Source organism: Flavobacterium sp. Root420, from assembly GCF_001427905.1.
Classification (GTDB): domain Bacteria; phylum Bacteroidota; class Bacteroidia; order Flavobacteriales; family Flavobacteriaceae; genus Flavobacterium.
In genome coordinates, this window is the sequence record NZ_LMEF01000001.1 from 257,151 (window position 1) to 282,866 (window position 25,716).

The window sequence follows — 25,716 nt, forward strand, 5'->3', positions numbered from 1 at the left end:
TTATTTATTTTTTTTTTGTTTTAATTTTCTGATAGAAGCATTCAATTCGAACCCTAAAAGCAGAATCATACAGTTAATCCAAATGTAGAACATTAGAATTAATAATGTCCCAATTGAACCATAAAGTTCGTTATATTTTGAGAATTTTATAACCCAAATCCCAAAAAAGAACGAAGATATAACAATTAAGATTGTTGTAAATACAGATCCAATACTAATAAAAGGCACTTTACTGTACTGTTTTGTACCATAACGCAATAATATTGAGGCCGTTATCAAAATCATTAAAATAACGAATAAATATCGTCCTAAAATAATGAGGGGAATACGATCGCTCAACACATCCTGAATAATTGTTTTTTGAATAAACACCTCAAAAACAACAATGGTAGCAACCGTTACAAATAAAATAATCGTCATTACAAGTGATATTGCCAAAGCCACTACATATTGACTAAAGAAGCCACGTTTATCAAAAACATGTTTCGAAGATTCAAAACCACTTAAAATTCCATTAATACCATTTGACATCAAAAAAATAGAAAGCAAAAACCCCGAAGAAAGTAATCCAGAGTGACTATTATTTAAAATATCACTGATAATTTTACTAATTGCATCGTAAGTATTTGGCGGAACTCCCTGTTGAACAAACTGAAGAAAATCGTCCTGAAAACCTTCAATTGGAATATAGGGAATCAAATTTAAAATAAATAATGCAAAAGGAAACAATGCCATAAAAAAGCTAAACGAAATAGCGCTCGCGTGATACGAAAATGCTCCTTCGAGAATTCCCAGCGTATACATTTCGAGTAAATCATATAATGAAAAGCCTTCTAGCCAAGGCAATTTTATTTTCTTTAAAAGCCGGGCTAACGAACGTACAACGGGTACTTTTTCAATCCGATCTTCTATCTCTTGAGACATATATTTTAGATTTTTAGACTTCTTAGATTTTAGACTTCTTAGATTATTGGATATTGAGAGTTTAGATTTTTATTATCTCAACTCATAATTTATAACTCAAAACTCATAACTTAAAAAGCTTTTAAGCTCAAATCCATATTGTAAATCGAATGCGTCAATGCTCCTGATGAAATATAATTTACACCACAAAGACCGTATTCGCGAATGGTTTTTTCGTTGATATTTCCCGATGATTCGGTTTGGCATTTTTTACCGATTAATGCTACGGCCGTTTTAGTATCTTCATAATTAAAGTTATCGATCAAAATTCTGTGAACGCCCTCACTTAATAGAATTTCACGAATTTCATCCAGATTTCTGGCTTCCACAATAATCTTTAAATCCAGATTATTGGCTTTTAAAAACTCTTTTGTTTTTTTTATGGCAAGTGTAATTCCACCAGCAAAATCGATATGATTGTCTTTTAACATGATCATATCATACAAAGCATAACGATGATTTTCGCCCCCTCCTATTTTCACGGCCCATTTTTCAGCAATCCTGAAATTTGGCGTCGTTTTACGCGTATCTAATATTTTAGCACCAGTTCCTTCTAAAAGTTGCATTAACTGACTGGTTTTTGTTGCAATCGCAGACATACGCTGCATCGTATTCAAAACAACTCTCTCCGACTTTAAAATAGACTGTGAACTTCCTGAAACTTCAAAAACCACATCTCCATACTCTACATGTGTTCCATCCTCTATAAAAGTTTTCACTTTTAATTTTGGATCAACAAATTCAAAAATCATTTTTGCCAATGCAACACCAGCAATAATTCCCTGATCTTTTACTAATAATTTAGCTTGTCCGTGTGCTGTATCAGGAATACAAGCCAATGAACTATAATCTCCCGGACCTACATCTTCTCGAATTGCATTACTGATCAATAGTTGTAATTCAGTTTGAAATTGTGCTTCGCTAATCATTTTTCTTAAATTTTATAAGATGCTAAAGTAGGACTTATTTTGGGGATTTGAAAGTTTCATTAACATGAAAAGTTATATATTATACTTAATATCTCTTTTTTTTACCATTAAAATATTCAGAAAAATTTAGCTTTTATGCTTAATCAAACTTAATCTCTTAATGGTTCAAAAATTAAAGAACATTAAATATCTTTGAAGTTCATTCAAACAAAATCATGGGATTAATTAAAGATATTTACTCAGTAACTTTTTACGAAAAATTTGGTCAGACTGTCGCCGAAGTGCATCCAACCTTCAATAAACAAAAATTTATTGAAACGATTTACGAAGGCGATTTTGCACAAAAGGAATGGAAAGATCGTATGAAACACACCACAGTTGTTTTGCATCAATTTATGCCTGAAAATTTTCCAGAAGCCGTTGCTGTAATGGATAAAATCATTAAAAATCTGAAGAAGAATAGTTTTACAGATGGTAATCTGGCCTTCATTTTCTTTGCCGATTATATTGAAAAGTATGGTTTAGATGATTTTAAAACCTCAGCAAAAGCCTTTGTTTCCATTACTCAATTTATTAGTTGTGAATTTGCTGTTCGTCCTTTCATTTTAAAATACAAAGAAAAAATGATTGACGAAATGACAAAATGGTCGTTGCATGAGAATCACCATGTACGAAGATTAGCCAGCGAAGGTTCTCGTCCGAGATTACCGTGGGCAATGGCGATTCCATTTTTAAAGAAAGATCCAACTTCAATTCTGCCTATTTTAGAGAATCTAAAAAATGACCCTTCAGAATATGTTCGTCGAAGCGTGGCCAATAACTTAAATGATATCGTAAAAGATAATCCGGAAATTGTATTAGAAATTGCTCAAAAATGGAAAGGCATCAGTAAAGAAACTGACACAATTATCAAACACGGCTGTCGTACTTTATTAAAACAAGGTCATCCTGAGATCCTGAGTCATTATGGCTTAGAAAGCACTAATATTCAACTTTCTAATTTTGAAATTAAAACACCTAAAGTCAAAATTGGAGAGTATCTGCAGTTTCAATTTCACTTAAATAATAAGAATGCCGAAGCTAAAATCGTTCGTTTAGAATACGCTGTTCATTACAAAAAATCAAAAGGACATCTGGCTAAAAAAGTCTTTAAAATCAGCGAGAAAATTTATCAGCCACATCAATTGACAAAAGTCGAAAGAAATCAATCTTTTAAATTGATTACAACTCGAGTTTTTCATACCGGAATGCATCAATTATCGATTATTATTAATGGAACAGAAAGTGAGGCTTTGGAATTTGAGTTAGTTACATAATTTCAATAAGCTATTATACTCCACAGGAGTATAATATTTATAGCAAAGAGAAAACGTACCAACAGAAAGCTCCAGAGGAGCGATATCTTGTTACAATTATATAACCCCGTTGGGATTTATGTAATTTGGTGTCTAAATTTTCTATAAACATTTCGTCTCTCCGAGACTTTCGTGGATAAATTAAAATTTAGTCAACACTATAAAAACAAACCCAACCATTTTCCCTACTTTTATAAATACAAAACAATTTTTCTTAATCTAAATTAAGTTACAGATCGCGGTTACCTCTGTAATTTTGTTTTCAAATCAAATATAACCATGTCAAATATCAGTTTAATTATCGAAGAACGTTCTGCCAATATTGGCAATTTTATGGTAGGCAGATTATTACCTTTCCGTGAAAAAAGAGCCGTTGGTCCATTTGTATTTATTGATCATATGGGACCGGCGCATTTAAGTGATCATGAAAATATGGATGTCCCACCTCATCCGCATATCGGACTTTCAACATTGACATTTTTGTTTGAAGGAAGCATTATGCACCGCGATAGTTTGGGAACAGAATTAGAAATAAAACCAGGTGCCGTAAACTGGATGACTGCCGGAAAAGGAATCGTACATTCTGAAAGAACACCGGAGTATTTAAGACATTCTGATAAAATGCTTCACGGATTGCAAATTTGGGTGGCGCTTCCTAAGGAATTGGAACAAATGGATCCAAACTTTGCACATGTTGAAGCAGATGATATTCCGAAATGGGAAGAAGATGGCGTTTCGTATAAACTAATTGCCGGAGAAGCTTTCGGTAAAAAATCGCCCGTTCCGGTTTATAGTCCGCTTTATTTTATTGAAATTAAAAGTAAAGAGGCTAAAAAAATCAATATCGGGAACCATTTATTCGGCGAAAGCGGTTTGTATATTTTGGAAGGAAGCATCAAAAGCGGCGAACATGTTTACGATCCAAAACAGATTCTGATTACTAATGACAGTACTTTATGCGAATTTGAAATTAGCGAAAACAGTACCGTTTATATTTTTGGAGGACAACCCTTCCCTGAAGAACATTTTATCTTTTGGAATTTTGTTTCTTCAGACAAAGAATTGCTGGAAAAAGCAAAAAAAGACTGGACGGAGCAAACATTCCCAAAGGTTCCGGGTGAAACAGAATTTGTCCCTTTACCTGAACCAAGAATCAAATAAATTATGGATACAATATCAGCACAAATTGATACACGTTTGTATCGAACGGAAATAACATCTGCCAGTGGAAATATTTTAATTGCCGATGAACCCCAGGTAATGGGAGGCAAAAATTTAGGACTAAATCCGACGGAGCTTTTAGCATCCTCCTTAGCGTCCTGTACTGTAATTACTTTGCGAATGTACATCAATCGCAAACAATGGAACGTTTCAGAAATAAAGGTGAAAATTGATTTTGAGAGAGATTCTGATCGAAATGTATCCTTATTCACAAGAAAAATAGAAGTAATTGGAGAAGTTGATGATATACAAAAACAAAGATTAGAAACCATTGCCAACAGTTGTCCAATTCATAAGGTACTTACACATTCAATAGAAATTAAAACCACATTAATATAATTTATCATGGAAATAAAACAAATTAACGATATAAAAAAAGGCTATTTTGAAGCTGTAGAAGACGGAAAAGAAGCTGGAAAAATGACGTACACCTGGGCTGGAGATTCAAAATTCATCATCGACCACACTGAAGTTAACGAAGAATTCAACGGAAAAGGCGTTGGTAAAAAACTAGTCATGGCAGCTGTTGATTATGCCAGAAATAATAACCTGAAAATTATCCCACTTTGTCCTTTTGCTAAAAGTGTTTTTGATAAGACGGAAGAAATTCGTGATGTACTTTTTTCTTGAGGTTCAAAGTTGCAAAGGAACAAAGGTTCAGAGGTTTTTTTTAAAGGTTCTGAGATGCTGAGAGGCTAAGGTTCTAAGGTTTTTAAGGGACGCACTACTGTGCGTCTTTTTTTGTCTAGTTTGTCATCTCGACGCAGGAGAGATCACACTAGTAGCTCTACAAAGATTGGCGATTTAGATTGTGGAGTTTCTATTGTGATCTCTCCTGCGTCGAGATGACAAAAATGCGCAAAACCTTAGTGAACATTGCGTAAAACCGTTGCGACCTTTGCGGTTAAATCCACGCCCCAAAACATCAATTCCAAAACACATTTTCAAATCTCCTCGAAAAGCCTTACATTTGCATGTAATTTAAACTTAGAGTATGACGAGGATAATTACACTTTTCTGTTTTTTTATAGCGCAAATCGGCTTTTCTCAAACGGCTGGCGACTATTTAGAAAAAATCAGAAACAATGAAGCTCTCTTAACAGCTTTTTTTCAACAAATGCCTAAAGGAGGCGATTTACACCATCATTTTTCAGGATCAATTTATGCAGAACCTCTTTTGGAAAGAGCTATTGCAGAAGATTTTTATTTGAATTTAGAAACGATGGCAGTCGCTAAAACAAAACCTTCAAACGGCAATTGGCAAACTTTCTCCTCTCTTAAAAATGAAGGAAAATTATCTTTTTATCAGCAACAAGTAATGCAAACCTGGTCGGCTAAGGATTACAACGGTGTTTCTGTACCTTCTGATGACTTGTTTTTTGATTCTTTTCAAAAATTTGAACCTACTATCAAAGGTCATTTTGCAGAGGGAATGCTCGAATTAAAAAAGCGTGCCATTGCAGAAAATGTAAGTTATATCGAAACACAATTGTCTACGATTCCGTGTGATATGAATGTATCGGATTTAACTGATTTCAATTCAAAACTTCGTGAGGCTTCTGCTCAAAAAGATGAAAAAACGATAATGAAACTTTTAGATGAATTGTATAAAGAAATTCAGCAGAAAGATGCTAAAAAATATGCAACAGATTTCAACACTAATTTCATAGCAAAACTACACAAAGACCTAAAAATTGAAGACGATAAATTTACAATGCGTTATCAAAATTTTGTACTTCGTTTTATGGATCCGGTTGATTTATTCAAAAACCTGACGATTGCTTTTATCTCAGCAAACGACAGTAAATTAGTTGCGGGTGTCAACATCGTTTCTCCGGAACACGGCGAAAATTCTATGAAAGATTATTGGTTGCACATGGTTATGTTTAAATACTGTCATTCTAAATTTCCTGACGTAAAATATACGCTTCATGCAGGCGAACTGACTTTAGGTTTGGTTCAGCCGGAAGATTTAACATGGCATATTAACGATGCAATTCACATCGCAGGTGCCAACAGAATTGGTCACGGAGTTGATATCGCCTACGAAGCAAATTCATATGATTTATTGCGTTATATGGCAAAAAATAATATTCCGATTGAGATTAATCTGGCAAGTAACGAATTCATTTTAAAAGTAAAAGACGGTCGTCATCCGTTTACACTTTACAAAGAATTTAATGTTCCAATTGTGATCAGTACAGACGATGCCGGAATTCTGAGAACTAATATGACGGAACAATATGTTTTATTGGCCAAAAGATACCCTGATGTTTCGTATGCGACAATAAAGCAATATGTTTACAACAGTATAAATTATAGTTTTATTCAGGATACATCGGTAAAAAAGCAATTATTAAAAGATTTGGATGCGAGATTTAAAACTTTTGAAGATAAATTTTCTAAAAATTAGCCCAAAGATTTCACGCAGATTTACGCAGATTAAAGCTGATTAGCGCAGATTTTTTAATTACTAAAACATTGAACAAAGTAAAATCTGCTAAATCTGACAAATCTGCGAGAGATAATTTTTTCTCGCAGATTTAGCAGATACAAATGAATTTACACCACATATAAAACTATGATTCTAGAAGCCGTTTTTCTATTTATAAAATCTGATTTAGCAAATCAATTTCAAACTGATTTTGCTAAAGCAAGCCAATATATTTCATCAATTGATGGTTATTTAGGACATCGACTGGAAAAATGTATTGAAGTTGAAAATAAATATCTGTTATTGGTTGATTGGAACACATTAGAAGATCATACAGTAGGTTTTAGAACTTCAGAAGCATATTTAGAATGGAAAAAGATTCTGCATCATTATTATGAGCCTTTTCCAGCTGTAGAACATTTTGAAACCGTTTTTGAGAATAAAAAGTAGCCCACGGATTGAACAGATTCACACAGATTTAATTCGTGCTTATTCGTGAAATTGCTTCGCCTGTTCGCTAACCCTCGGGTAGTGACAAAAAATAATTTATAAGATGAACATCAAACTTATCGCCATTGGCAAAACCGACAATAAATCGTTGCAGACTTTAATCGACGATTATACTAAACGTTTGTCGTTTTATATCAAATTTGATTTGGAGATTATTCCGGATATCAAAAATGTGAAGAATTTATCTGAAAGTCAGCAAAAGGAAAAAGAAGGCGAATTGATTCTTTCGAAATTAACGCCAACCGATCAGTTGATTTTGTTGGATGAAAATGGAAAAAACTTCTCCAGCGTTGGTTTTTCTGAAGAATTACAAAAGAAAATGAACTCGGGAATTAAAACTTTGGTTTTCGTAATTGGCGGTCCATACGGATTTTCAGATACGGTTTACAGCAAAGCACAGGGGAAAATTTCGCTTTCGCTGATGACATTTTCACATCAAATGGTTCGTTTGTTTTTTATTGAACAATTGTATCGTGGCTTTACTATTTTAAGGAATGAACCTTATCATCATCAATAGGCATTTGTTTCAGGTTTTCTTTGTTTCAGGTTTCAAGTTTTAGAAAATGAATTCTTCATCTTCACTTATAAAAACAAATGGAATCTTTTTATCAATGATAGTTTGTACCAGAATTTTACATTGAATATAATCTTCATAATGCATGTTTTTATCGTATGAAAATATAATTTGAGCTTTTGGATTTATAACCAGACTGTCCAAAAATGGTTCAAGATTCTTTTTAGGAAAATCATAAGTTTTTCTACCTCTATATTCTATCATTCCATTTTTCCTGAAATACAATTGACTGGTATTTTTGCTGACATTTTCCATTTTGTAATACACTTTCGTGAAAGGCAAAAAAGCTAAATTCTTTCCAATAGAATCTGCATAGGAATAATAATTTTCAGCTTTTTCGTTTTTGTGAGCTTTCTCTCCCCGCTTTTTTTCCTGTAGTTTCATTACTTCCGGAATCACTAATCTCAAAGGCAAACGCTTGTCAATATTGAAAATCCAATTGGTTGAGATAATGCTGTTTTTTCTGTTTACTTCGACGATTGTGTCTTTGCCTTCTGTTTTGAAGAAGATATAAATTGGCGAGTGATCTTCAACGTTTTTTACAATTGAAACATTTGCTTTTGGGAGTAGAACGTCTTTTTTTTCTTCACAAGAAAAAAGGAAAACTATAAATAGAAAACTGAAGTATTTCATAAACTAAAATTTTTAAATTTTAAACACATAGAAACATAGATTTTGTAAACTTAAAAAGGCATTTTCATTTGCTTTAAAACACATAAGCTATGTGTGAGAAACCTGTTTCTTTTTGTATTCTTTTTTTAACACATATTGATCTATGTTCCTATGTGTTAATACTGCACAGGGATTTCTTTTAATTGAAATGCTTACCCACTATGAATTCATTTTGTTAAACAAAGTCACACATTCCATCGCCTCTTTTACATCGTGAACACGTAATATTTTAGCTCCTTTTGACAATGCAATTGTATTCAAAACAGTTGTTCCGTTTAAAGCTTCCTGCGCTGTATTATGCAAAGTTTTATAAATCATAGATTTTCTTGAAACCCCAGCTAAAACTGGCAATTCTAACAAATTAAAAAGTTCCATTTTTTGTAAAACTTCATAATTTTGATCGGTTGTTTTCGCAAATCCGAAACCGGGATCGAGAATTAAATCATTAATTCCGAAGCTTCTCACCTTTCTTACCTTTTCAGAAAAATAAAAAAGCATTTCTTTTACAATATCATCGTATTGCGTTAAACTCTGCATGGTTTGCGGATTTCCACGCATGTGCATCATTATATACGGAACATTGTACTTTGCAATTACATCAAACATTTTATCGTCTAATTCTCCCGCAGCAATATCATTTATAATTACTGCACCGCTTTCTAAACTTGCTTTTGCTACTTCAGCCCTAAAAGTGTCTATTGACAATAAAGCATTCGGAAAATGTTTTAAAATCAATTCAATTACCGGAACAATACGTTCGATTTCTTCGGCTTCTGTTACAAATTCAGCACTTGGTTTACTCGAATAAGCCCCAATATCTATAAATGTCGCTCCTTCAGAAAGCATTTTATCAACTTGAGAAATAATTTCCTCTTCATTTTTATACTTTCCCCCATCAAAAAAGGAATTCGGCGTCACATTCAAAATCCCCATTACTTTAGGAATTGACAAATCAATAAGTTGGCCTTTGCAGTTAATAAACATTTTGTTTCAAGTTTTTATTTGTTTCAGGTTTCAAGTTAGTGGCGTTAACACTTTGTTTACAAAAAACTTGAAACAAAGAAAACCTGAAACTTGAAACTCTTGAAAAATTCCTTATTTTTGAAGAAATTTTAGCAAATATACAGCAATAAATGAAGAATACTTCCCTTGAATTTGATAATGTAATTACAGTTTGTCGTACGTTATATATCAATAAAATGAAAGATTATGGTAGCGCATGGAGAATTTTAAGACTGCCTTCGCTAACTGATCAAATATTCATAAAAGCACAAAGAATCAGAAGTTTACAGGAAAACGAAATCCGTAAAGTAGATGAAGATGAAAAAGGAGAATTCATCGGAATCATCAATTATTCGATTATGGCTTTGATTCAATTAGAATTGGGCGTTGCAGATCAACCAGATCTTGATGTGGAAAAAGCAACCGAATTATACGACGCTAAAATTAAATTAACTAAAGAGTTAATGGAAGCCAAAAATCACGATTACGGAGAGGCCTGGCGTGATATGCGTGTAAGCTCATTGACGGATTTGATTCTGCAAAAAATACTTCGCGTAAAACAAATTGAAGATAACAAAGGTAAAACTTTAGTTTCTGAGGGCATCGATGCTAATTATCAGGATATGATTAATTATGCGGTTTTTGCACTAATTCTTGAACCAATAACTAAATAAAATTCCAAAAAATAAAATTCCAAATTCCAATTTTCGTAAAAGATTTTGGAATTTGGAATTTAAAAAAATTGGGATTTAAAATTAAAATTTTATGAAAAACATCATTACTCAATTCTCCCGAATATTCGTCGGCGCATTATTCATCATTTCCGGATTAATAAAACTAAATGATCCCGTTGGTTTCTCTTATAAATTAGCCGAATATTTTAGTGAGCCGGTTTTCAACATGCCTTTTTTAGAGCCATTAGCTTTAGGATTAGCGATCTTTTTAGTGATTTTAGAAGTAGTTTTGGGTGTCATGTTATTGGTTGGCTATAAATCAAGAACTACGATTTGGGCTTTATTGCTTTTAATCGTTTTCTTCACCTTCCTTACCTTTTATTCGGCTTATTTTGATGTGGTAAAAGATTGCGGATGTTTTGGAGATGCTTTGCATTTGACGCCTTGGCAATCCTTCACAAAAGACGTAGTATTGCTTTTCTTTATTTTGATTTTATTCTTTAATCAGAAATTAGTAAAACCATTATTTTCAACTCCACAAACCAATTTTGCCGTTTATGTAAGCGTTGCTTTATGTGCATTTATGGCGTTTTGGGTTTTGAATCACAATCCGATTAAAGATTTCCGTCCTTACAAAGTAGGAACTAATATCGAAAAAGGAATGGAAATTCCGGAAGGTGCTCCAAAGTCTGTAGTTGAAATGATTTTCATCTACAAAGTAAACGGTGTTGATAAAGAATTTGGTGAAAAAGATTTAATGAATATTCCTGCAGGAGCGACTTTTGTTGACAGAAAAGACAAAGTGATTACAGAGGGTTATGTTCCGCCAATTCATGATTTTACGATGACAAAAGACGATTCTGATTATAAAGAAGAACTTTTAAAAGAGCCAAAATTATTACTTTTTGTTACTTACGATCTGGCTTTATCTGAGCCAGCTGGAATGAAAAAATTAGAAGCACTAAACAAAGAAGCACAAGCAAAAGGATATAAAGTTGTTGCTCTAACCGCTTCTGGAGCTGATGAAATCGCAAAAGCAAAAAAAGAATACGGCTTAAATGTTGATTTTTATTTCTGCGATGCAACAGCTTTAAAAACGATTGAAAGAGCAAATCCGAGTATTGTAGTTTTACATAGCGGAACTGTGATTCAGAAAGTACATTATAACGATGTTGATGATTTGAAATTGTAATATTTTCAAACCAATATAATAACACCAATTTTTCTATTTATTTAGTTAAATTGGCGTTTTTCTTTGTCAAAACATTTCGTACGAAAAATATTAAATTATGTTTTTTGTTTTATATTTTTGGTACAATTATTCCAGGAAAAACAAAACAATCTATGAAACCATCACTAAGGTTCTTATTTACTTCTCTATTTACGGCATTTTGTATTTTTACATCTTTAAGCCAGGAAAAAACACCAAAACAAGACCAACGGTACATATTCTTTTTACACAATAAATTTATTGAAGAAAATGATTTGAGTGCTCCACATCCCGAATATGGAAAAGCAGAATACAACGAGATCCTAGCTTCCTTCAGAAAAGATAACTTTATAGTTTATAGTGAAATCAGAAAGAAGAATACGAATGCATATGACTACGCTGAAAAAATAGCAAAACAGGTTAATAAACTGCTTAAAAAAGGCGTCCCTCCAAATAAAATAACTGTAATTGGAACTTCTAAAGGCGGTTATATTGCACAATATGTCTCGACTTTTGTGGCCAATCCAGATATGAATTTTGTTTTTATAGGCTCTTTTATGGAAACCGATATAGAACAAATTCCAGATATCAATTACTGTGGAAACATTCTGACTATTTATGAAAAATCAGATATTTACGGCGTTTCTGCAATCAAAAGAAAAAAAACTTCGAAACTTAAAATAAATCATTTTAAAGAAGTCGAATTGAATACTAATCTGAAGCATGGCTTTTTGTACAAAGCATTAGACTTATGGATTCTTCCTTGTAAAAAATGGGCAAATGGCAATTATGATTTGAATTAATAATTTCATAAAAAAATATTCTAAAAGTCTTCAATAATTAAAATTTTATTGAAGGCTTTTTTGTTGAAATCTGACGTTTTTTTGATCTCAAAATGCTGCAAAAAATAAAAAAATAGTTCCAAATTTTACTTCCTTAAAAAATGACTACCGAGATTTTTCAATTTTAAGGTGAACTATTACGATTTCAAACGGTTTTTTCTAACCCAGAATCTCTGTTTTGTTACAAAATAAACGACTCTTCAAATTTTGTTAATCTCCATTTGGCATTCAAATTGTTTGTTTAACTTTGTTCGGCATGAAATATCCATATCCGAATCTAAGAAAGAACAGGATATTCTATTTATTAAAACAAATTTATCTATCTATGAAACAAATAGTCCTGATTGTAATTGCATTTATTACTTTTTCTTGTTCTCAAGCTCAGAAAACGGAAAAAACAAGCTTTTCTAAAGAAGCGTTATCTGAAAAATTATTGACTGTTGATGGAGGTCAGACTTCTTTCAAAAACATTTTAAAAAAATATAAAGGAAAAACTTTGGTAATCGAAGTTTGGGCTTCATGGTGTGGCGATTGCGTAAAAGCAATGCCAAAAGTAAAAGACTTACAAGCCAACAATCCTGATGTTTCTTATTTATTTCTTTCTGCTGATAAAACAGCTGAAAAATGGAAAATCGGAATTGAAAAACACGAATTAAAAGGCGATCATTTTATGATGAATGATGGTATGAAAGGTGTTTTCGGAAAAGCTATTGATTTAGACTGGATTCCGAGATACATCATCATTGACAAAACAGGAAAAATCGTTTTATACCGCGCTATTGAAACTGACTTTGATAAAATCAATGAAACCCTGAAGAATTTAAAACAAGCTTAAACAGCTTTACAAATTACCACAAAAAACAAAAATTAAAAAGAATAATAAAAACTACCAAAATGAGAAAAAAGATTGTTGCAGGAAACTGGAAAATGCATAAAAACGCAGAACAAACTCAAGAATTATTAAGTGAATTAATTACAAAAATACCTGCACAAACAACTGCTCAGGTAATTGTTGCTCCAACATTTGTAAACTTACAAGCAGCAGTTGCTAAAGTTAAAAACACAACCATTGGAGTTGCTGCACAAAACGTTCACCAGGCTGAAGGTGGTGCTTTTACGGGAGAAATTTCTGCTGATATGTTAACTAGCATTGGTGTAAACACAGTAATTCTTGGTCACTCTGAGCGTCGTGCTATTTTCCATGAAACTGATGCATTAATCGCAAACAAAGTAGATACTGCCCTTAAACATGATATGACTGTAATTTTCTGTTTTGGAGAAGAATTAAAAGATCGTCAATCAGGAAATCATTTCAATATCGTTGAAAATCAATTACGTGACGGTATCTTCCATATTGCTAAAGAATCATGGTCAAAAGTTGTTTTAGCTTACGAGCCAGTTTGGGCAATTGGAACCGGAGAAACTGCTTCGCCAGAACAAGCTCAGGAAATGCACGAATTTATCAGAGAAACTATCCGTAAAGCTTTTGGAGCTGAGATCGCTGACGAAGTTTCTATTTTATACGGTGGTTCTGTAAAACCAGATAACGCAAAAGAAATCTTTGGAAAACCAGACGTAGACGGTGGTCTAATTGGTGGTGCTGCTTTAAAAGCCGATGATTTCTTAGCAATTGTTACGGCAATCTAATTTTAGATTTTAGATTTTAGATTTTAGATTTTAGATTTTAGATTTTAGATTTTAGATTTTAGATTTTAGATTTTAGATTTTAGATTTTAGATTTATCTTATTATATAAAAAAGCGTTCGCTGTGCGAACGCTTTTTTTGTGGTTTAAATAATTCTTAAATTAATAATGTTCTTTTAGATTTATAAGCAACTTCTGCATTCTATTGTTACCTTTGCAAAAAAAATTATTTATGTCAAATATATATTTAGGATATCATTTTACGATTGAGCCAAAAGAACCGGGATCAGAAATTTTAATTGCTGAATTAGGCGAAAAAGCTTTTGAAACTTTTACAGAAACAGAAACTGGAATTTCGGCTTATGTGAAGAAAGATTTATGGGATGAAAACATTCTGGATGACATTTATATTTTAGACTCAGAAGAATTTAAAATTGAATATACGGTTGAAGAAATCGATCAGGTAAACTGGAACGAAGAATGGGAAAAGAATTTTGAAGCGATTGATGTGGACGGAAAATGTCATGTTCGTGCTCCTTTTCATCCAAAGACGGATGCTGAATTTGATATTGTAATTGAGCCCAAAATGAGTTTTGGAACAGGTCATCACGAAACAACGCACATGATGATTCAGCATTTATTAGAAATGGATGTCGCTGGTTTAAAAACTTTAGACATGGGCTGCGGCACTGCAATTTTAGCAATTCTGGCTGAAATGAAAGGCGCTCAGCCGATCGATGCAATTGATATCGACAATTGGTGTTACTTGAATTCAATTGAAAATGCAGAACGCAATAACTGCAAATATATTACCGTTTATGAAGGCGACGCTGCTTTATTAGCCGGTAAAAAATACGATTTGATTATTGCTAACATCAACAGAAATATCTTGCTGAATGATATGCAAAGTTATGTTGATTGTCTGAATCCAAAAGGAATTATTCTTTTTAGCGGTTTTTATGAAGAAGACATTCCGTTTATCGATGCTTCCTGCACCGAAAAAGGATTGACTTATGTTAAAAAACTTCAAAGAAACAACTGGGTTTCATTAAAATACGTAAATTAGTTATAGTAATTACAACAGTACAAAAACCTAAAAACATGAGTACTAAAGAGAAAGTAAGAGAAAGAGTTCGTGAAAAAGAAGCAGTTGGTTTCGATAATGAAATCATTGTTTATAATGACGATGTAAACACTTTTGATCACGTAATTGACACTTTAATGCGTGTTTGCAGTCACACCGCTGAACAAGCAGAACAATGCTCCTTAATTGTACATTACAATGGAAAATGCACGGTAAAAACCGGGCCAATCGACAAGTTAAAACCTCAATGCACACAACTTTTGGAAGCTGGACTTAGCGCCGAAATTGTTTAATAGCAAATAATTTAAAAAACATTCTATTTTATTCTATATTTGAAATAAAATAGAATGTTTTTTTTATGGAAGAATACGGGAAAATATTAATTATTGCCACGCCTATTTTTTTGATTTTAATTATAATTGAAAAAATTTACGGCATCTATAAAAAAGAAGATACTGCACCTTTAATAGACAGCGTATCTAGTATTAGCTCCGGAATTACCAATTCTGTAAAGGATGTCTTGGGTTTAAGCCTAACTTTTATTTCTTACGAATGGCTGGTTTCTAACATTGCCATTTATCATCTTGAAGCTAATGTTCTCTCTTACTGCATTGCTTTTTTTGTCATCGATTTTTACGGCTATTGGAGTCATCGACTGGCACATCAAATTAATTTTTTTTGGAACAAACATGCGATTCATCACAGTAGTGAAGAATTTAATTTAGCCTGTGCCTTACGTCAGCCTATTGCGAGTTTAGCTAATCTGTTTACTTTTTTATTGATTCCTGCAGCACTATTAGGCGTTCCGGCTTCTGTAATTGCGATTACTCTGCCACTGCATTTATTTATGCAGTTTTGGTACCATACCAAACACATCAAAAAAATGGGCTTTCTTGAAAATATTTTGGTAACTCCTTCGCATCATCGCGTACATCATGCCATAAATCCTGAATATTTAGACAAAAATCACTCACAGATATTTATTTTTTGGGATAAACTTTTTGGTACTTTTCAGGCCGAATTAGATGATGTTCCGCCAGTTTTTGGAATCACGAGACCCGCACACACCTGGAATCCAATCAAGATTAATTTTCAACATCTCACTTTATTAATTAAAGATGCATGGCGTTCAGAAAACTGGAAAGACAAACTTACGATCTGGTTTAAACCAACTGGCTGGCGTCCTGAAAATTTTGAAGAAAAATATCCTGTTCACAAAATTGAGAATGTTTACAATTTTGAAAAATATGGAACACAAAACTCTAAAAAGCTTATTTATTGGTCGGTCGCTCAAGTATTAATAACTCTTTTATTTGTGAGCTATTTATTTGATAATATTGCTAAAATCGGTTTACCAAATATCTTTGTTTATGGCTTTTTTATTTTGATAACTATTTACAGTTACAGTGAATTAATGGATAAAAGTAAATATGCCATTTTTTGGGAAGCATTACGCTTTATCACAGCCATTGCTATTATAGCTTATTATCGCGATTGGTTTGGCTTAAACCAGGTTATTCCTGCCTCAAATTACATCATTTTAAGCTATTTAAGCTTGTCGTTTTTAGCTTCTGCTTATTTTATTGCAAAAGACTTTAAAATTATTCAAAACCAAATATTCAATTCATAACCCCAAATTATGAGAAACTTCACTATTTTTAACATCTACGTCGCATTTAGCTTGCTTTATCTGCTTATTTTACTTTTAGGATATGAAACTCTGGATTTATTTTTAAAACCTGTACTAATTCCAATTTTAGGCTTTGGAGTATATCTATATCGAAAGTTTCCCACTAAAAATGCACTCTTATTGGCTTTATTGTTCTCATGGATTGGAGACGTTATTTTGCTTTTTGCAGATATTGCCGAAATTTATTTTATTCTGGGCCTTATATCATTTTTAATCTCACATGTTGTATTTTGTGTTGTTTTTAATAATCAAATAAAAACTAAAGCTCGAAAAAACAGTATTGCTTTCGGAATTGGAAGTTTCATAATTGCACTTTATTTAATTGGAATGCTTTCTGTTTTATTACCTTTTTTGGGCGATTTAAAAATACCTGTTACTGTATATGCAAGCGTTATTTCGATTATGGTTTTATTTGCTTTTAATGGTTTTTTCGTTTGGAAAAACCCCGGAAATAAATACATTTTTATTGGCGCAATTGCTTTTGTTCTTTCAGATAGTATTTTAGCAATGAATAAATTTTATGCACCAATCGAAAGAAATTCATTTTTAATTATGCTGACTTATCTTGTGGCACAATATCTGATTGTGGTTGGTATATTAAAACTGAATCCTAAAAAAACCGAATAGCTTGCAATGGAATGCGAATGACACGGTTAAAACGGATTTTAGCTGGTTTATTTTAATCTTTTTTAATTCTTTATCCTAATAGCTCCTGAGTGGCAAAAACTATTTTACTTTTACATTTGTACGACCAACACTTTAAACCATGAAAAAAATAGCTCTTTTTATCATTATAATTATTACTGCAACTTCTTGCGTGAGCACAAGGTCGACATTGAAAAATGTAGATGACAACGCTCCCGATTTAATTTTGAAGAAAGACAATACATTTGCTATTACTCTTTTTAGCAAAAACAAAAAATACGGTTACGACCCTGATTATCCAGTGAATATTTTTTATCAAAATACTAGAAATGAAACTTTAAATGAAACCCGTTTTTTAAACGCTCTTGCTGGCCCAAATGGTGAAAAAATCACTTATAAAAGATTAGAAACCTGTTGCCCTTTTCCAACCAAAAGAAGCGATATGGGCGCAGGGTTCCTGAACGTTTACGAATTAACCTGGCAAGGACAAAAGAAACCTATCACGCTTTATTTGAATGTTTACGAAAAAGGAATTTTGATGGTTCCAATGGGATTGAGTTTAAAGAAGGAATAGTTCTTTTTTTACTATTTCTAAGAATAATATTTAATAAATAACGATCCAAAAATGTTCGGAATAATACCTTTAGTTTTAATTCTTTCACCTCTTATCTTCCAACTTATATTTGGCAGAAAAGCTATCGTTAAATCTACTACACTAGAATTTGGAACTGTCTCTTTGATCAGTATTATTTTACAAATTGTATTAACTATTATCGCATATTCAGTTGCTTCATATAACTATAATAAATACTTCGAGGAACATCCAAATACAACCAGATGTGGAATGGGCTCTTTAGCTCTTTTTGGGTTTACCATTCTTTGTTTTACTATACTTTTATTAGTTATGATAATACAATATTTTGTAAAAAGATATTACGAAAAAACTCAAATAAAATAATTAGCTCACACAAAATATTTGATTTGAAAAAGAAATACATTAAAATCTATTATTATTAAAAACTAAAAAAGTTTTTAAAATATATCATGATAAAAACAAAAACAGCATTTATAATTTCTTGGTATTATAGCTAATCGTGTTTCCTTTTAGAAATCCCCCAAAAATAAGTTAAACTCTTCCTTGTAATTATATAAATGCTTTAATTTTGATTGTATAGAAAAAATTAAATGGAACAATCAAAAAACAACAATAAAATTGAAGCTCCGAGCTTCGATTTACAGCAATATTTAGACAGAATTAAATTTTCAGGAGAAATTGAATTGAATCTTGAAGCCATTACAAAATTAATGCGCTCCCAATTATTCAGTGTTCCTTTTGAAAATATTGATGTACAGGCCGGGAAAGTTATCTCGTTAAATGGTGATGACATTGTAGATCAAATTGTGAATAAAAAGCGAGGTGGGTATTGCTATCAGATCAACGGTTTATTTTCTTTGGCTTTGCAGGAAATTGGGATTCCGCATTATTATGTTGCGGCGCGACCAATGGTGAATCCGGGTCAAAATCCGAAAACACATTTAGGAATCATTGCCACAATTGAAAACGAAGAATATCTGATTGATTTAGGATTTGGTGGAAATAGCATCAGAAAACCTTTGAAGCTACGCGATACTGGAACCGAGATTCAGCATGATTCTGATACTTTCACTTTGGTCAAAACAGAAGAAAATGAATTTTTATTGCAAATTCTAATTGGAAAAGAATGGGCAAATTTATATTCGTTTGGTTTGACGCCTCAAAGATGGATCGATTTTAAACCAGCCAATCATTACAATTATTCGCATCCTGATTCCGTTTTTGTACAAAACTTAATTGTGGTTTTACAAAATCCGTTGGGAAAGAAAATAGTATTTAAAAATGCTTTAAAATCTGTGACAAACGGTGCAACTGAAATTGTTTCTTTTGAAGACGATCAATTAGAAAGTATTTTGGAATCAGAATTCAATTTGAAACTTGAAAAATCTTAATACTTAAAAATTCAAAACTTCTTGAAAACTCTTAATTTCACTAAAGTCCTAGCCCTGATAGAAGTGGAAATCTTTTTTTGAGAAAGCCTATTTTTTATGGTATTTGCAGAGCGACCAGCGGAAGCTCCTGCAAAGACCAATAAAAAAAGGATTTGGAGAAAAAGATTGGAATGTATAGCAGGATTAGCTTCTTAAAAAAAACTTAAATCTTCATCTGCTATTCATAAATCATAACTACCTTTGCACTGTCAAAAAATCATATTATGAACATACAACATATTCCACAAATTAAGCATACTGATAGTGGTAATTTCTTTTTATTGGCGGGGCCTTGCGCCATCGAAGGAGAAGAAATGGCGCTCAGAATTGCTGAAAAATTAGTTGGTATTACCGACAAACTTCAGATACCTTATGTTTTTAAGGGATCATTTAAAAAAGCCAATCGTTCGAGAATTGATAGTTTTTCAGGCATTGGTGATGAAAAAGCATTAAAAATTTTAAGAAAAGTTTCAGAGACTTTTCACGTTCCAACTGTAACTGATATACATACCAATGAAGATGCCGAAATGGCGGCGCAGTATGTAGATGTATTGCAAATTCCTGCTTTCTTAGTACGCCAGACTGATCTTGTTGTTGCTGCGGCAAACACTGGAAAAGTGGTCAACCTGAAAAAAGGACAGTTTATGAGTCCGGAAAGCATGAAACATGCTGTACAAAAAGTATTAGACTGTCATAACGAGAATGTTATGGTTACAGATCGTGGTACTATGTTTGGATACCAGGACATGATTGTTGATTTTAGAGGAATTCCTACTATGCAACAATATGCTTCTACAGTTTTGGATGTTACACACTCGCTGCAACAACCAAACCAAACTGCCGGTGTTACGGGCGGAAGACCTGATATGATTGAAACTGTTGCCAAAGCGGGTATTGCTGTGGGTGTTGACGGTATTTTTATCGAAACTCACTTTGACCCGGCTAACGCAAAAAGTGATGGTGCCAATATGCTTCATTTAGACTATTTCGAAGGTTTAATGACCAAATTAGTGGCTATCAGAAAAACAGTTAATTCATTCTAATTTTTTAATACACGTTCATTGAAAACAAATATTTTATTTTTCTTCTTGGTGTGTTTTTCATTAAACACTTTTGCTCAGGAAGAAATCGCAGTAGAAAGATACACAGCACATAATAAAGGTAAATTTTTCGTTTCATGGGGAGGAAACAGAGATAGTTATACTAAATCTGATGTGAATTTCAGAGGGAAAGATTACGATTTTACGGTTGCTGATATGAAAGCTCATGATAAACCAAAAGGATATCATATTGATTATGTAAATCCGGCAAACATGACTATCCCACAGACTAATTTTAGAATGGGATATTTCTTTAACGATCATTACAGCGTTTCTATTGGTTGGGATCACATGAAATATGTGATGACACAAAATCAGACAGCTAATGTTACTGGTACTATTAATTTACCTGCTGATCAGGCTGGATCTATTTACAATGGAGATTATAACAATACACCAGTAGATATGTCTCAAGGTGGTGCTCAGGAAGGTGGTTTTGAGAAAGGTGGTACTCAGCAAAATGGTACCGCTTTTTTAATGTACGAACATACAGATGGTTTGAACTATGTTAATACTGAGGTTTCCAGACATGACGATATTTCGAAATGGTTTGGTTTACCAAATACAGATAAAGTTCAGATTAACTTAACGGAAGGTTTAGGTGCCGGAGTTTTATATCCTAAAACTAATACAACACTTTTAGGAAAAGAACGTCATGATGATTTTCATATTTCCGGTTTTGGAGTTTCTGCAAAAGCAGGGATCAACTTTACTTTCTTTAAATACTTTTATCTTCAGGGTGAGTTAAAAGGTGGTTACATCGACATGAAAGATATTAGAACAACAACTAGTAATGAAGATAAAGCGACGCAACATTTTCTATTCTTGCAGAGAATCGTTGCTGTAGGAGGAATTTTTAGAATCTAAAGAGTAGTCTTTTGTAAATATAAAAATAGTTATCATTTTGATAACTATTTTTTTTTGCCATATTTGTTATTATAAAACATACCTAAAAATGAAAAAATATCTATTTCCCATCATTACCTTTTTAATCAGTTTTGGCTGCGCTTTATTTGTGGCTATGAAGGTTTTTCCAAACAATCCTTTTTCAGGAACGAAAACAGAAAACAGTGTTGTTAATAAAATCCATGATGGAGACCTTATTTTTCAAACTTCAGAATCAAAACAATGTGAAGCGGTTCGAATTGCAACAAATTCTAAATTTTCGCATTGCGGAATCATTTTATTTGTGAATGGTGGAGAATTTGTTTTAGAAGCGGTACAACCAGTAAGAATAACGCCTCTTGAAGAATGGATTGCCCACGGAAAAGATCATAAATATTTAGTTAAGAGACTAAAAAATGCCGATACTATTTTAACCGAAGATACTCTTGACAAAATGAAAACGTATGGCAAACAATTTTTAGGTAAAGAATATGATGCTTACTTTGAATGGACGGATAATCGAATTTATTGTTCTGAATTAGTCTGGAAGATTTATAAAAATGGAGCGGGAATAGAATTATCAAAATTAAAACAATTGAAGGAATTTAATTTGACTGATGAAAGAGTTCAAAAGATATTGAAGGAAAGGTATGGAAATGAAGTTCCGCTTGAAGAAAAAGTGGTTGCTCCTTCTGATCTTGTTGATTCTAATTTGTTGAAAACTGTAATTGATACGTATTAAAAACTGAATATCTAGCCCGCGGATTCTACGGATAAAACGGATTTACACAGGTGTTTTTCTATAAAAAAAGCGATGATTACTCATCGCTTTTTTATTATTCTATTTTTTTGAATCTTAATTCGCTGTTGGCAGAACAATTCCGGTTTGATCAATTAAATAAATTAATGATGTCATAGTTGCTGCTCCAAGCTCTAACTCTCTTTTATTGATAGCGTCAAATTTATCGTTTGCTGCGTGGTGGTAATCAAAATAACGTTGTGAATCTGGTTGTAAACCTGCTTTCACGATCGTTTTTGAAGTTAAATGTTCAATATCTGATCCTGCATGGCCTTTTATAAAACTGTGTATGTAATATGGCTCAAAAAGAGGTGCAAATCCTTGAATTTTTTTCAGATTTGCATCATCAGCTTCGATAGAAAATCCTCTTGGTGTAAATCCACCAGAATCACTTTCTAGCGCAAAAATATGATTCTCGTTCTTTTGTTTCGAAACTTCTTCATATTTAGCGCCACCTTTTCCACCATTTTCTTCATTCATAAACAAAACTACACGGATTGTATTTTTTGGCCTGTAGTTTAAGTTTTTAAGTATACGAACTACTTCCATACTTTGCACTACTCCTGCTCCATCGTCGTGAGAACCATCAGCCAAATCCCAGGAATCTAAGTGACCACCAACTACCATAATGTTTTCCGGAGTTACAGTTCCTGTCAATTCTCCAATTACATTATAAGATAATACATCTGGTAATGTCTCGCAAGATTGTTTGAAGTAGAGCTTAAGACCCGGATTATTTTTTAATAATTTACTCAACAGCTCAGCTCCATTTGTACTGATTGCCGCAGCCGGAATGTATTGTGCTTTTGGCAAATCCCCATAAGATTGAGCTCCGGTATGAGGAAAATCATCTAAACGTAAATTCAATGAACGAACGATAGTTCCAACTGCTCCTAACTTAGCAGCTTCTTGTGCTCCACTGCGTCTTTGATCTCCTGCACCTGAATAAGCCTCAAAAGTTCCGATATTTTCAGGATTCATTGGTCTGTTGAAAAACACAATTTTACCTTTTACTTTATCACCTAAAGTCTTTAATTCATCGATACCTTGTACTTCAATAACCTCAGCAGTAATTCCGGTTTTTGGAGTTGCAACTGATCCGCCTAATGCGCAAATTGGCACTACTGTTTTTACTTTATTATCTAAAATAAAAGCTGTTTCTTTTTCACCTCGAACCCAATGAGGTACCATAACTTCCTGAAGGTATACTTTATCAAGTCCTAAAGTTTCTAATTGTGATTTTGTGTATTTTACTGCCGCTTCAGCACTTGGGGAGCCTGATAAACGGCTTCCGATATCATTAGATAAATACTCTAACCAAGTGTAACATTTTGCCTCGGTTAAAGCTTTTTTATAGAATAATTTAATGTTTTTTTCATCATTTGACTGTGCAAAAGATGTCAATCCGTTTAAAACTAAAACAGTTAAAAGAATCGTTTTTTTCATAGGTCTAATTGCGTTTTTGGGTTGTTGTACAAAGGAACAAAATTCTTTAGACCTGCCACAGATTTAATTACAACTTTTCTTAATTATTTTACCTCGATTAACTTGTTTTGTGTGCCAATTCCATTTTCATTAAAAGCCTCGATCGTAAAATAATATTTTGTGCCTTTATCCAAACCTCTAAAGTCATATGAATCTTCTCCGTAGACCATAATACTGTTGTACAATTTATCCGGAGAAATTCCGTAATAAATATTGTACCCTACTGCATCTGGCTGCTTTTTCCAGCTAATCATTGCATTTCTTGAATCCTTAGCATTTCTGGCAACTTTAAAACCAGAAACTGCTTTTGGTTTTGTTGCTAATCCATTTCCGAAAACCCTGAAATCTGAAACTGCAAACAATCCTGAAGCATTATGAATATTTACCATTTTAATGTAACGTGCCTTAATTGACTTTGATAATTCAACATAATCATGCGGAATATCTTTTGCATTTTGAGATTTATCTACCACTAATGTCCAGTTTACAGCATCATCAGACATGAAGATTTTATATTGATAATAAATGTCCATTGCCTTATTGTACTGCGTCGCTTTATGATCGGCATAATTGATTTGCAGTGCCTTTATTTCCATTGTTCTGCCCAAATCAAGCTGCAACCATTCGCCAGGCGTATCTGTTTTTGCTGACCAATAGGTTTGAATGTTTTCATCAGTTAAATTTTCAGCACCATAACAGAATTTCTCATATACTTTTTTTTCGCCATTATCTACCCGATGTGTTTCTACTTCCATGCAATCTTCAAAAGAAGAAACCGTAACTGGCTTTTTATAGGACAGTAGCATCCATCCTGAAGAAGCTCCTTTTTCCTGATTTCTTTGACTTGTTGGTAATACGATCGGAAAATCACCGTAAGCGGTAATAGAATACATAACATCATCTTTATCAAAGCCGGCAGGAAACATATCTATACGACGCTCAAAACGGTCTTTTATGGAGATTTTACACGTTCCTGTATTCCAATAATTTCCGTAGTTATCTGCAAACGTATTTCCGTGTCCGGCTCCAATTACAAATCCGCCTGGCTTATATGACATCGGATTGTGTTTTTGATACGTAAAAGGACCTAAAGGATTATCGCCAACATGAACACCGTTAGCATAACCTTTAAATTCCGTCGCCGGCGCACCATATTGCATATAATATTTACCATTGTGTTTCGTCATCCATGCACCTTCAATAAAATTTCCCCAAGGTGCAGGTTCCATGTCATTATTTGGACCAAAACGCTCCCAACCATGCTTTGATGGATCCAGAATGGCCACTTCTTTTATCTGACCATACGGGCGTTGAATATCCTCGACTTCTGTCGCTTTATATAGTTTTTCATAATCGGCCTGATTTCCTTTTGGAAGCCAGGTGTTATAATCAACTTCTACTCCAACAAGAGGTAATTTTCCACTTGAACCGTAATACATATATACTTTTTTATCATCATCCTGAAAGATTGCAGGATCCCAGGTGGGTAACATTGCTTTATCAACATGTCTTAACCATTGTCCTGATTTCGGATCAGCGGTTTTCCAAATCGGATGATCTCTTTTCCACGTTGAACCAACATAAAACAAAGTATCATTTACAACCCATGCCGCTGGTGCACATTGATCATCATCTCCGGGTTTTCTTTGAAAACTTCCGTAAACAAATTTCCAGTCAGACATGTCTTTACTCCAGAAAAATCCAGCCTGATTTGTAGCGAATAAATAATATTCGCCTTTGAAAGTAATGATAACAGGATCCGCACTTGAACGACGTGATTCCGGAATTCCGTTGTGATTTTGTGTGGTATAATTGTAACCAATATTGATTGGATTGCAATAAGTGGTTGCCGGTTTATTTGGATCAAACCATTCTGTTTTCCCCGGGATATTTGTTTTTTGTGCAAAAACATTGCTATTGAAAATCATCAAAAACAATAGAATTGGCAATGTAAATTGATATACTTTTTTCAT

Annotated in this window: 27 protein-coding genes; 21 read left to right on the forward strand and 6 right to left on the reverse strand. The window is 33.1% G+C overall.

The genetic code is table 11. The features are described 5' to 3' along the window. Together ASC72_RS01130 and nadC are read right to left on the reverse strand one after the other, a co-directional pair. Complete coding sequence (locus ASC72_RS01130) at positions 1 to 924, reverse strand: YihY/virulence factor BrkB family protein (RefSeq protein WP_056185436.1); 924 nt, start codon at positions 922 to 924, stop codon at positions 1 to 3. A gap of 110 nt (positions 925 to 1,034) precedes the next feature. Beyond that, complete coding sequence (gene nadC / locus ASC72_RS01135) at positions 1,035 to 1,892, reverse strand: carboxylating nicotinate-nucleotide diphosphorylase (RefSeq protein WP_056185439.1); 858 nt, start codon at positions 1,890 to 1,892, stop codon at positions 1,035 to 1,037. Between the two features lie 215 nt (positions 1,893 to 2,107). Between nadC and ASC72_RS01140 the strand changes: the two genes are divergently transcribed. The 7 genes from ASC72_RS01140 (at position 2,108) to rlmH (ending at position 7,929) form a co-directional block, all read left to right on the forward strand. Continuing rightward, complete coding sequence (locus ASC72_RS01140; protein WP_056185441.1) at positions 2,108 to 3,208, forward strand: DNA alkylation repair protein; 1,101 nt, start codon at positions 2,108 to 2,110, stop codon at positions 3,206 to 3,208. A 318-nt stretch (positions 3,209 to 3,526) separates the two neighbouring features. Beyond that, entirely contained in the window at positions 3,527 to 4,408 is an 882-nt protein-coding gene (locus ASC72_RS01145; RefSeq protein ID WP_056185443.1) for a pirin family protein, read from the forward strand. Between the two features lie 3 nt (positions 4,409 to 4,411). Next, on the forward strand, positions 4,412 to 4,807 hold the full coding sequence (locus ASC72_RS01150) for an OsmC family protein (RefSeq protein ID WP_056185446.1): 396 nt from the start codon (positions 4,412 to 4,414) through the stop codon (positions 4,805 to 4,807). Between the two features lie 6 nt (positions 4,808 to 4,813). Further along, positions 4,814 to 5,098, forward strand: a complete 285-nt coding sequence (locus ASC72_RS01155; RefSeq protein WP_056185449.1) for a GNAT family N-acetyltransferase — start codon at positions 4,814 to 4,816, stop codon at positions 5,096 to 5,098. 364 nt (positions 5,099 to 5,462) lie between these two features. Next, entirely contained in the window at positions 5,463 to 6,881 is a 1,419-nt protein-coding gene (locus ASC72_RS01160) for an adenosine deaminase (protein WP_056185452.1), read from the forward strand. A 168-nt stretch (positions 6,882 to 7,049) separates the two neighbouring features. After that, on the forward strand, positions 7,050 to 7,352 hold the full coding sequence (locus ASC72_RS01165) for an antibiotic biosynthesis monooxygenase (protein WP_056185455.1): 303 nt from the start codon (positions 7,050 to 7,052) through the stop codon (positions 7,350 to 7,352). Positions 7,353 to 7,455: 103 nt separating this feature from the next. After that, positions 7,456 to 7,929 (forward strand): 23S rRNA (pseudouridine(1915)-N(3))-methyltransferase RlmH, encoded by a 474-nt coding sequence (rlmH, locus tag ASC72_RS01170; protein ID WP_029269532.1) that lies wholly within the window; start codon positions 7,456 to 7,458, stop codon positions 7,927 to 7,929. A gap of 39 nt (positions 7,930 to 7,968) precedes the next feature. Here the strand turns inward: rlmH and ASC72_RS01175 are convergent, their stop codons facing one another. Together ASC72_RS01175 and folP are read right to left on the reverse strand one after the other, a co-directional pair. Beyond that, positions 7,969 to 8,619 (reverse strand): hypothetical protein, encoded by a 651-nt coding sequence (locus tag ASC72_RS01175; protein ID WP_056185458.1) that lies wholly within the window; start codon positions 8,617 to 8,619, stop codon positions 7,969 to 7,971. Positions 8,620 to 8,817: 198 nt separating this feature from the next. Continuing rightward, on the reverse strand, positions 8,818 to 9,642 hold the full coding sequence (folP, locus tag ASC72_RS01180) for a dihydropteroate synthase (RefSeq protein ID WP_056185463.1): 825 nt from the start codon (positions 9,640 to 9,642) through the stop codon (positions 8,818 to 8,820). A 149-nt stretch (positions 9,643 to 9,791) separates the two neighbouring features. Between folP and ASC72_RS01185 the strand changes: the two genes are divergently transcribed. The 14 genes from ASC72_RS01185 (at position 9,792) to ASC72_RS01255 (ending at position 22,201) form a co-directional block, all read left to right on the forward strand. Beyond that, positions 9,792 to 10,334: a DUF1599 domain-containing protein gene (locus tag ASC72_RS01185; RefSeq protein WP_056185467.1), complete on the forward strand. Its 543-nt coding sequence runs from the start codon at positions 9,792 to 9,794 to the stop codon at positions 10,332 to 10,334. A 91-nt stretch (positions 10,335 to 10,425) separates the two neighbouring features. Next, the gene (locus tag ASC72_RS01190) at positions 10,426 to 11,526 is read left to right on the forward strand and encodes a BT_3928 family protein (protein ID WP_056185469.1); all 1,101 of its coding nucleotides are present in this window, start codon (positions 10,426 to 10,428) and stop codon (positions 11,524 to 11,526) included. A gap of 152 nt (positions 11,527 to 11,678) precedes the next feature. Next, a complete protein-coding gene (locus ASC72_RS01195) occupies positions 11,679 to 12,347 on the forward strand; it encodes an Mbeg1-like protein (protein WP_056186833.1) in 669 nt (222 codons plus the stop codon). 364 nt (positions 12,348 to 12,711) lie between these two features. Continuing rightward, positions 12,712 to 13,221 carry a TlpA disulfide reductase family protein gene (locus ASC72_RS01200; RefSeq protein WP_056185471.1) on the forward strand — a complete coding sequence of 170 codons (510 nt, stop codon included), beginning with the start codon at positions 12,712 to 12,714 and terminating at the stop codon, positions 13,219 to 13,221. A gap of 59 nt (positions 13,222 to 13,280) precedes the next feature. Further along, the gene (gene tpiA / locus ASC72_RS01205) at positions 13,281 to 14,033 is read left to right on the forward strand and encodes a triose-phosphate isomerase (RefSeq protein ID WP_056185474.1); all 753 of its coding nucleotides are present in this window, start codon (positions 13,281 to 13,283) and stop codon (positions 14,031 to 14,033) included. 229 nt (positions 14,034 to 14,262) lie between these two features. Then, complete coding sequence (gene prmA / locus ASC72_RS01210) at positions 14,263 to 15,096, forward strand: 50S ribosomal protein L11 methyltransferase (protein ID WP_056185476.1); 834 nt, start codon at positions 14,263 to 14,265, stop codon at positions 15,094 to 15,096. Positions 15,097 to 15,131: 35 nt separating this feature from the next. Next, positions 15,132 to 15,407, forward strand: coding sequence for an ATP-dependent Clp protease adaptor ClpS (locus ASC72_RS01215; RefSeq protein WP_056185481.1), 276 nt, complete (start codon positions 15,132 to 15,134; stop codon positions 15,405 to 15,407). A gap of 65 nt (positions 15,408 to 15,472) precedes the next feature. Continuing rightward, the gene (locus ASC72_RS01220) at positions 15,473 to 16,744 is read left to right on the forward strand and encodes a sterol desaturase family protein (RefSeq protein ID WP_056185486.1); all 1,272 of its coding nucleotides are present in this window, start codon (positions 15,473 to 15,475) and stop codon (positions 16,742 to 16,744) included. Between the two features lie 9 nt (positions 16,745 to 16,753). Further along, entirely contained in the window at positions 16,754 to 17,431 is a 678-nt protein-coding gene (locus tag ASC72_RS01225; protein ID WP_056185489.1) for a lysoplasmalogenase, read from the forward strand. A gap of 139 nt (positions 17,432 to 17,570) precedes the next feature. After that, a complete protein-coding gene (locus ASC72_RS01230; RefSeq protein WP_056185492.1) occupies positions 17,571 to 18,023 on the forward strand; it encodes a hypothetical protein in 453 nt (150 codons plus the stop codon). Positions 18,024 to 18,634: 611 nt separating this feature from the next. Next, complete coding sequence (locus tag ASC72_RS01240; protein ID WP_056185497.1) at positions 18,635 to 19,435, forward strand: arylamine N-acetyltransferase; 801 nt, start codon at positions 18,635 to 18,637, stop codon at positions 19,433 to 19,435. Positions 19,436 to 19,698: 263 nt separating this feature from the next. Then, entirely contained in the window at positions 19,699 to 20,517 is an 819-nt protein-coding gene (kdsA, locus tag ASC72_RS01245; RefSeq protein ID WP_026982277.1) for a 3-deoxy-8-phosphooctulonate synthase, read from the forward strand. A gap of 18 nt (positions 20,518 to 20,535) precedes the next feature. Next, positions 20,536 to 21,441 carry a hypothetical protein gene (locus ASC72_RS01250; protein ID WP_056185499.1) on the forward strand — a complete coding sequence of 302 codons (906 nt, stop codon included), beginning with the start codon at positions 20,536 to 20,538 and terminating at the stop codon, positions 21,439 to 21,441. A gap of 88 nt (positions 21,442 to 21,529) precedes the next feature. After that, a complete protein-coding gene (locus tag ASC72_RS01255) occupies positions 21,530 to 22,201 on the forward strand; it encodes a YiiX family permuted papain-like enzyme (RefSeq protein WP_056185502.1) in 672 nt (223 codons plus the stop codon). Positions 22,202 to 22,315: 114 nt separating this feature from the next. Here the strand turns inward: ASC72_RS01255 and ASC72_RS01260 are convergent, their stop codons facing one another. Continuing rightward, the gene (locus tag ASC72_RS01260; protein ID WP_056185505.1) at positions 22,316 to 23,704 is read right to left on the reverse strand and encodes a M20/M25/M40 family metallo-hydrolase; all 1,389 of its coding nucleotides are present in this window, start codon (positions 23,702 to 23,704) and stop codon (positions 22,316 to 22,318) included. An 83-nt stretch (positions 23,705 to 23,787) separates the two neighbouring features. Next, positions 23,788 to 25,716 carry a discoidin domain-containing protein gene (locus ASC72_RS01265; RefSeq protein WP_056185508.1) on the reverse strand — a complete coding sequence of 643 codons (1,929 nt, stop codon included), beginning with the start codon at positions 25,714 to 25,716 and terminating at the stop codon, positions 23,788 to 23,790.